Raw genomic sequence first — 446 nt, 5'->3', positions numbered from 1 at the left:
GACGCTGATCACCGCGCCCTTGCCGACCACCAGCGCGGTTGTCGGCAGTTGCTCGGCAGGCGACTCCAGGTGGCCGGCGGAAAGGGTCAGGCTGGCGCCACGGCGTTGGCCGAGTACGCCCTTGCTCGCGTCTTCCTGGTAAAGCGGCGGGGTCCAGCGCTCCATCACGCTGGCCGCATCGCCGCCACCCGGCGTCGTGGCGGCCTGCTCCGAGAGCCGGTAGGCCGGCACGTTCACATCCACCTGAGTACCATCGGCGACCAGCAATCCTTCGTTGCCGGTAATGTCATAGGCCGAAAAACCCTTGTTGAAAAAATCCCCGGCCAACTGCAAGGTCTTGGCATCCGGCGCCTGCGGGCTCTGGCCGATCTGCACCTTGTTGGCCTGCAAGGTCAGGGTGCCGCCTGCGCTGACGCCATAGCCGCGAATCTCGGCGCCCAGGCCCA

1 protein-coding gene is annotated in these 446 nt (G+C 66.8%); it reads right to left on the bottom strand.

The window, feature by feature from the left end:
• Positions 1-446: hypothetical protein (locus HX846_RS39080; protein ID WP_178967684.1), on the bottom strand; the 446-nt coding region annotated here is incomplete at both ends.

Origin of the sequence: Pseudomonas sp. K5002 (genome assembly GCF_013386655.1) — a bacterium.
In the GTDB taxonomy this organism is placed as follows: Bacteria; Pseudomonadota; Gammaproteobacteria; order Pseudomonadales; family Pseudomonadaceae; genus Aquipseudomonas.
This window is presented reverse-complemented; position numbering and strand designations above follow the sequence as displayed.